Annotated in this window: 6 protein-coding genes; all 6 read left to right on the top strand. The window is 75.5% G+C overall.

The genetic code is table 11. The annotated features are described in order from the left end of the window. Positions 1-169: 169 nt before the first annotated feature. On the top strand, positions 170-1,630 hold the full coding sequence (locus UW392_RS41595; RefSeq protein ID WP_320780477.1) for an MFS transporter: 1,461 nt from the start codon (positions 170-172) through the stop codon (positions 1,628-1,630). Between the two features lie 365 nt (positions 1,631-1,995). Continuing rightward, entirely contained in the window at positions 1,996-3,285 is a 1,290-nt protein-coding gene (locus UW392_RS41600; RefSeq protein WP_320780478.1) for an ABC transporter substrate-binding protein, read from the top strand. A gap of 97 nt (positions 3,286-3,382) precedes the next feature. After that, entirely contained in the window at positions 3,383-5,650 is a 2,268-nt protein-coding gene (locus tag UW392_RS41605) for a prolyl oligopeptidase family serine peptidase (protein WP_320780479.1), read from the top strand. Next, entirely contained in the window at positions 5,647-6,657 is a 1,011-nt protein-coding gene (locus UW392_RS41610; protein ID WP_320780480.1) for an ABC transporter permease, read from the top strand. Before UW392_RS41605 ends, UW392_RS41610 begins: the two co-directional genes overlap by 4 nt. Further along, the gene (locus tag UW392_RS41615; RefSeq protein WP_320780481.1) at positions 6,654-7,478 is read left to right on the top strand and encodes an ABC transporter permease; all 825 of its coding nucleotides are present in this window, start codon (positions 6,654-6,656) and stop codon (positions 7,476-7,478) included. Before UW392_RS41610 ends, UW392_RS41615 begins: the two co-directional genes overlap by 4 nt. After that, a partial coding sequence (locus UW392_RS41620) for an ATP-binding cassette domain-containing protein (protein ID WP_320780482.1) occupies positions 7,478-7,928 on the top strand: 451 nt, incomplete at its 3' end. The genes UW392_RS41615 and UW392_RS41620, both read left to right, overlap by 1 nt.

The raw sequence follows: 7,928 nt of genomic DNA on the forward strand, positions 1-7,928 counted from the left end.
CCACCGGGCGCCGGCCAGACCCGCCCGGACGGGTGGGGGCGGGCCGGCGACCGGCCCGCCCCGACCCACGCACACGCACAGGCACACGCACACGCACACGCACACGGATGGACGCGCACGCGCACATGGCGACACACAGCGACGGGTGAGACGAGGAGTTGTACCGCTGATGCCCAGGACGGCCGTACCCCAGGAGAGCGGCGCGGACGGAGCCGCGGCCGCGGCGTCGATCGGCGACCGGCTGGACAGGATGCCGATCACCGCCACCCACCGGCGGCTCACCGCGGTGGTGGGGATCGGGCTGCTCTTCGACACGTTCGAGAACAACCTCGCCGGCACCATCTCCAAGGTCCTCCAGGACGACTTCGCCTTCGACGGGACGACCCTCAAGCTCGTCCTGGCCTCGGCCTTCGTCGGGCAGTTCATCGGCGCGCTGACGCTGGGCAGGGTCGCGGACCGGTTCGGCCGGCGCCGCGCCTTCCTGGTCAACCTGGCGCTCTACTCCGGCTTCTCGCTGCTCGCGGCGTTCTCCCCCAATGCCGGGTGGCTGATCGCGACGCGGTTCCTGGCGGGCATCGGCATCGGAGCCGAGCAGACACTCTCCGACTGCTACCTCGCCGATCTGCTCCCGGCGTCGAAGCGGGGCCGGTACACGGCGTGGGCGTACACGCTCGCCTTCTGCGGGGTCCCCGCCGTCGGCTTCGCCGCGCTGTGGCTCGTACCGCTGAGCCCGCTGGGCATCGACGGCTGGCGGTGGCTGTTCGTCCTCGGCTCGCTCGGCTCCGTCGTGGTGTGGTTCCTGCGCCGCCGGCTGATCGAGTCACCGCGGTGGCTAGCCGCCAACGGGCGCGGGGCGGAGGCCGAGCGGCTGGTCGCGGCCATGGAGTCCGAGGTCCCCGCCGCCGGCCGCCCGCTCCCCGGCCCGGTGCCACGGGCCCACACACCGTCCCCGGGACACGGCTCCGCTCCCGGCCGGTCCGGTGAACAGCCCTGGCTGCGGGCCGTCTTCAGCAGGCGCTACCGCCGCCGTACGGCGATGCTGTGGACCTTCAGCGTCCTCTCCGTCTTCGGCTACTACGGCTTCGGCGCGCTGGCGCCGCAGATCCTGGCGGCCAAGGGCTACGACGTGGTGACCGGGCTCGGCTTCATCGCACTGTCCTTCCTGGGCTACCCCATCGGCTCCGCGCTCTCGCTGCCCGTCATCGACCGGTACGAACGAAGGACCCTGGTGGGTGCCGTGGCCGCCGCCATGGTGGTGACGGGCACCGGGTTCGCCTACGCGGACTCCGCGGCGCTCGTCGTCGCGTTCGGCTTCTGCTACACCCTGTGCAGCAACGTCTTCTCCAACGTGTCCCACGTGTACCTGGCCGAGCAGTACCCCACGGCCATCCGGGCGACGGCCTCGGGTGCCGCGTACTCCCTGTCCAAACTCAGCGCCGCCGCGCTCCCGTTCGTCCTGCTCCCGGTCCTCGACGCCCGCGGTCCCGGCGCGCTCTTCCTGGTGATCGGCGCGGCCATGGCGCTGCTCGCGGCGACGGTGCTGCTGCTCGGGGACCGGACCACCGGCACCCCCGTGGACGGCGCCCCCGCGAATGCCGCGGACCCTGTGGCGGCTCGCCGACCGGCCTGACGACCGCCACCTCGCTATCCGGAGCCGAACGGGCACATCGGCCGACGCACCCTCCTGCGGGCGACGGGAGCGGGCGCCGGTGTGCTCGCCGCCTCGGCGGTCCTGGCGGCGTGTTCGCCGTCGCCGAAGGGCGGCACGGGAAGCGGTGCGTCCGCTCCGGCCGAGGGCGGCGACGCGCCGATCGACAGCCTCACCCTCGCGCTGCCCTCGTCCGTCTCCTCCCTGGACGTCAGCCGCGAGTCGGGCATCCTCAACTACCTCATCTCGCCTGCCTGGGCCAGGAGTCGCTGCTCTCCGTCAGCCCCACCGGCAAGCTCGGCCCCGGGCTCGCGGAGTCCTGGAAGCAGCCCGACGCGAAGACGTACGTGTACACCCTGCGGCGCGGCGCCCGGTTCTCCGACGGCACCGAGGTCACCACCGACGACGTGCTCGCCTCCGTCGAGGCCGCCCGCGCCGACTCCAGTTCCCTCGCCTACGCCTGGGCCGGCGTCGCCTCCGTCAAGGCCACCGGCGCCCGCGAGATCACCGTCCGGCTCAAGGAGCCCGACGCCGCCTTCGCCTGGACACCGACCCCCGGCACCCTCCTGATCAGCAGCAAGGCGTTCCTCGGCAAGCACAAGGGCGCCGTCGGCACCCCCAAGTCGCTGCTGCTGGGCTCCGGTCCGTACCGGATCACCTCCTTCGCCGCCGACGACCACGTCCGGCTGGAGCGCAACGACGCCTGGTGGGGCGAGAAGCCGTCGCTGCGTTCGCTGACCCTGTCCTTCGTCCCGGACGCCGGGACCCGGCAGGTCGCCATGGAGTCGGGTTCGATCGACGGCGCCCTGGACCTGCCCTCCGACGAGGCGCGCGGCTGGGAGTCGACCGCGCGGGTCACCTACACCGGTGACCGCTCGGTGGTCGCCCTGGCCTTCGACACCGCCCAGGCGCCCTTCGACGACGTCCACGTCCGCCGCGCCTTCGCCCACGCCGCCGACCGGGCCGGCATGGCGGACGGCATCCTGCACGGCAAGGCCGACGTCGCCGCCACCCTGGTCTCGCCGGACATGTGGGGCGACCTGCTCCCCGCCGCCGACGTGGAGAAGGCGTACGACGCGCTGCCCGCGTACGCCTTCGACCTGGACGCGGCCAAGGCGGAGCTGGCGGAGTCGAAGCACGCGGACGGCTTCTCGCTCTCCCTGACCTACCCGGGCAGCGGCCCCCAGCTCGGCAAGGCCGCCCTCGCGCTGGCCGCCTCCCTGAAGAAGCTCGGCATCACCCTCGACGTCAAGGAGGTGACGCTGGAGCAGTGGATCGCCGACCTCGTGCCGGGCCGGAAGCCGTTGCAGTTCCTGTGGTACTTCCCCGTGACCGGTGACCCCTCCGAGCTGACCAACGCCTACCTCGACAGCACCGCCACCGCCACGAACCTGCCGCACTACGAGAACGCGGAGGTCGACGAGGCGCTGCGGGCGGCGCGCTCGACGACCGGACGGGCCGAGCGCGGCGAGCACCTGCTGACCGCTGTCCGCGCGGCCGCCGACGACCTGCCGTACCTGCCGCTGTGGTGGGCGCGGACAGCCACGGCCCTCGCCGGCGACCTGGTGCTGACGGAGCCCGGCGCGTTCGCTCTGATCGGGCCGTGGGCCACGCGGCTGAAGAAGACCGCCTCCTAGACCGGGTGCCGGGCCACTCCCCCGAGGCCCGGCACCCCACCCACCTCTTCTCTTCTTTTCTCTGCTCTTCTCTGCTTCTGACCCGAACGGAACCCGCATGCCCCACATCCCCGTCCGTCCCGGCGATCCGGCCTCGGCGGTCCGCAGGGTCCGGGAGGCGATGTCGGAGCTGTCCGGGCCGGCGGACACGCGGATCAGCCCGGACGGCCGGCTGGTGGCGGTCACCGTCTCGGGTCCCGGCGGGGCCGATGTCGTGGTCGTGCCCGCCGACCCGGACCGCGCGGCCCCGCCGCCGAGGCCCGGACCGGCGGTACGGCGCTCCCCGCGCTGGCTGCCGGACTCCCGCACGCTGCTGCTGATCGCCGAACCGGAACGTCCCGGCCCGCCGTCGCTCACCGCCTGGGACACCGTCGGCGGCTCCCGTGCCGTCCTGGCCACCGTCCCCGGCGCCGTCGAGGACCTCCTGGTCGCCGACGACGGCACCGAAGTCCTGCTGCTGGTGGCGGACGACGGCGCCGAACGCGACGGCATGCACCTCGGGCTGCCGGTGCGGCTGGGCCCCGACCCCGCCCCCGAGTCGTCGCGGCCCGGCGCCGGACGGCGCCGCCTGCTGCACGGCCGGCTCGCCCCGCCCGACCTCCTGACCGGCCCCGACGCCGCCCCGGCCGGCCTGCGCGACGCCGGACCGCGCGGCCTCACCGTCTGGAACGCGGCCTGGCGCGGGGGCCGTACGGCCGTCGCCACGGTGTCGGAGGAGACGCTGCCCGCCGGGTACTACGCCGCCCGCCTGGCCCGGATCGACCTCGCGAACGGCAGCGCCGTCACCCTGCACCGGCCCGCGGGACAGCTCGCCGCGCCCGCGCTCAGCGCGGACCGGCGGCATGCGGCGGTGGTCGAGGGCGTCTCCATCGTGGCCGGACGCCCGGTGCTGGCCGATCTCGCCGACGGCACGGTGACGGCGCCGACGGCGGCCGAGGACGTGACCTGGCTGCACCCCGTACCGGACGGCGCGGCGGACGGCCCGCGGCGGCTGCTCACCGCCGGGCCGCGCGGCACCGGCACCCGGGTCGCCGAGGTCCGCGCCGACGCGGACGCGCCGGGCGGCGCCCGGGTGGACGTGGCCTGGGAGGAGCAGGCCGTACTCACCGGCGCGGCGTTCCAGCCCGCGCTCAGCCTCAGCGCCGACGGCCGCACGGCGGCGACCGTGCGCGAGGCGCCCGGAGTGCCGCCGGAGGCCGTCGTCGCGCCGACCGGCGGTCCGGACGCCTGGTCCTGGCGCCCCGTCACCGCTCCCGAACCGGCCGTCGCGCGCGGCGAGGGCGGCTTCGGCGACCTGGCCGGCGTCCGGACCCGGGAGGTGACGTGGACCGCGTCCGACGGGCGGTCCGTCCACGGCCTGCTGCTGGACGCGCCGGGGGTCGCGGCGCCCGGCCGCGGTCCCGGTCCCGGTCCCGCCCGGGGTGCGGGAGGTCCGCGTCCCCTCGCCGTCCTCCTGCACGGCGGCCCGTCCTGGCTCTGGTCGGCCGGGTATGCCCCGGCCGACGTCCTCGGTCTTGGCCCCGCGCTGGCCGCCGCCGGGTGGCTGGTGCTGCTGCCCAACCCGCGCGGCAGCAGCGGCTACGGTCTCGACCACGCGCGGGCGGTCGTCGGCGGGTTCGGCGACGGCGACCTCGACGACGTCCTGTCCGGGGTCGGCCACCTCACCGCCGGGGGCGAGGCCCTGCCCGGCCGTGCCGCGGTGCTCGGGCACAGCTACGGTGGTTGGCTCGCCGCCCTGGCCTCGGCCCGTACCGACGTCTTCCGCGCGGCGGTCGTGGTCTCCGCGCCCACCGACTGGCTCAGTTTCGCCCATACTTCCGTGATCGGCGGCGGCTACGAGTACACGTACGGCATCGGCGACCCGGACACCGCCGCCGGCCGGTCGGCGCTGATCGGGCGTTCGCCGGTCTTCGCGGACGGCGGCACGGGCACCCCCACGCTGATCCTGCACGGCGAACGGGACCGGGTGACGCCGGTGGGCCAGGCGCAGGAGCTGTACCGGGCGCTGGCCCGCCGTGCCGCCGCCCCCGTCGAGCTGCACGTCTATCCCGGCGAGGGCCACGAGTTCACCGGCGCCGGCCACCTGCTGGACGCGGCCGTACGCACGGAGGAGTGGCTCACCCGGCACGTCGTCGGCACACCGGAAGTCCCGGGCGCGCCCGAAGCCCCTGGCCTGCTCCCGGTCCCCGGCGTACCCGAAGTCCCCGGCCCACTCGAAGTCCCCGGGGCGCCGGACCGTCCCGACCTGCCCGCGCCCGCCGCGCCCGCCGCGGCGTCCGCGGCGTCCACGGCGTCCGTGGACGCCCTCGCGAAGGACACCCCGTGACCGTCCCGTCCCCTCCCCCGCCGCTCTCCCATTGGGCGCGGCTGCGTGCCGCGCTGCCCGCCCGTCTCGTCCTGCGCCGGCTGGCCGGCACCCTGGGGCTGCTGCTGGTGCTCTCCGTCGCGGTGTTCGCGCTGCTGCGGCTGGCCCCCGGCGACCCGGCCCGCACCCTGCTGGGCACCCGCGGCGCCACGCCCGAGGCACTGGCCTCCGTACGGGCCGCCCACCATCTCGACGACCCGGTGGCGGTGCAGTACGGGCACTGGCTGACCACTGCCCTCGGCGGTGACCTCGGCACCTCCATCCGTACCGGCGAGACCGTGGCCGCCGCGCTCGGCGACCGGCTGGCGCTCACCGGCCAGCTGGTCCTCGCCGGGTTCGCGGTGGCGCTGCTGCTCGGTCTGCCGCTGGGCGTCCTGGCCGGGCTGCGGGCCCGGTCCGCGACCGACCGCGCCGTGCAGAGCCTCGGCGTGCTCGCGCTGTCGACCCCCGCCTTCGCCGGCGGACTGGTCCTGATCTACGTCTTCTCCCTCATGCTGGGCTGGCTGCCCGCCTACGGCCCCGGCACCGGCGGCGCCGACCGGCTGGCGCACCTGGTGCTGCCCGGGGTCACCCTCGGGCTGGCCGTCACCGCCGTGCTGCTCAAACTCACCCGGGCCGCGGTCGTCCGCGAACTGGGCCGCGAGCACGTCACCTTCGCCCTCGCCCGAGGGGTGCCCACCCGCACGGTGCTGCTGCGCTACGTGCTGCGCGGCGCCGTCGTCCCGGTCACCACCGGCATCGGCCTGGTCCTGGCGTACCTGCTGGCCGGGACCGTCCTCGTCGAGCAGGTCTTCGCCCTGCCCGGCCTCGGACAGCTCCTCGTCCAGTCGGTCACCTTCAAGGACGTGCCGGTGGTGCAGGCCGAGGCGCTGCTCATCGCGGCGCTGGTCTGTCTGGCCAACCTCGTCACCGACCTCACCCACCCGCTGGCCGACCCCCGGCTGCGCACCGTGAAGGGGCAGCGATGAAGACCGGTACCGCCCGGGGCGGCTCCCGGGTCCTGACGTGGGCGTGCGCGGCGGTCGCCGCGGTGTTGCTGGCCGCCGCCGTCGCCGGGCAGTGGGTGTTCCCCGACTGGGACCGGCAGGATCTGATGACCGGCGCCGCGATGCCCGGCGGCGGCCATCCGCTGGGGACCGACGGACTCGGCCGCGACATCGCGCGGATGCTGGTGGCGGGGGCCCGCGGCACTCTGGTGGGTGCCGCGCTCGTCGCCGCCGGTTCCATGCTGATCGGCAACGTGCTGGGCCTGGCGGCCGGTTATCTGGGCGGTGTCACCGACGCCCTGGTGCGCCGCTGGGCCGATCTGCTCCTCGCGCTGCCCGCGCTGCTGGTGACGATCGTGGTGGCGGGGATCGGCGGCGGCGGTTACGCCCTCGCCGTGTGCGTCCTGATCGTGCTCACCTCGCCCGGTGACATCCGGCTGGTCCGCTCGGCGGTGCTGGAACAGCGTCACCTCGCCTATGTGGAGGCCGCCCGCGTCCTCGGGCTGTCGAAGGTCACGGTGATGGTCCGGCACATCTGGCCCAACGTGCTGCCGGTCGTCGTCGCCAACACCCTGCTGAACTTCGCCGGTGCCGTCGTCGCGCTGTCCTCACTGTCCTTCCTCGGCCTCGGCGTGCCGCCCGGCGCTCCCGACTGGGGCCGGATGCTCGCCGAGAACCGCACGCTGCTGTACGACAACCCGTCGGCCGCGCTCGCCCCCGCCGTCGCGGTCGTCGTCTCCGCGGTGGTCCTCAACCTGCTCGGCGACCGGCTGTTCGAGTCCCGCGCCGACCGGAGGTCCTGATGTCCGACACAGAGGTTCCGCAGTCCGGCGCGCGGGTTCCGTCGGCGGCTTCCGCGCCCCCGGTGTCCGCCCCGCTGCTCGACGTGAACGGGCTCCGGCTCGTCGCCCGGCGGGCCGGGGCCCCCGCCCCCGTGCCGGTCCTGGACGGCGTCGGCCTGACCGTGGCGGCCGGGGAGTGCGTGGGCGTGGTCGGTGAGTCCGGCAGCGGCAAGTCGCTGGCGGTGCGGGCCGTCGCGGGGCTGCTGCCCGACGGGGTGAGCGTCGTGGGCGGCAGTGTGCGGCTCGCGGGCGAGGAGGTGCTGGGGCTGTCGCCGGCCGCCCGGCACCGCCTGCGCGGGCGCCGCGTCACGCTGCTGATGCAGGACCCGTTCACCATGCTCCACCCCCAGCTCACCTGCGGCCGGCAGATCGCCGACGGGCTGCGGCCCGGCCTCGGGGCCCCGGCCGGCG

The sequence above is a fragment of the Streptomyces sp. CRN 30 genome (genome assembly GCF_034105845.1).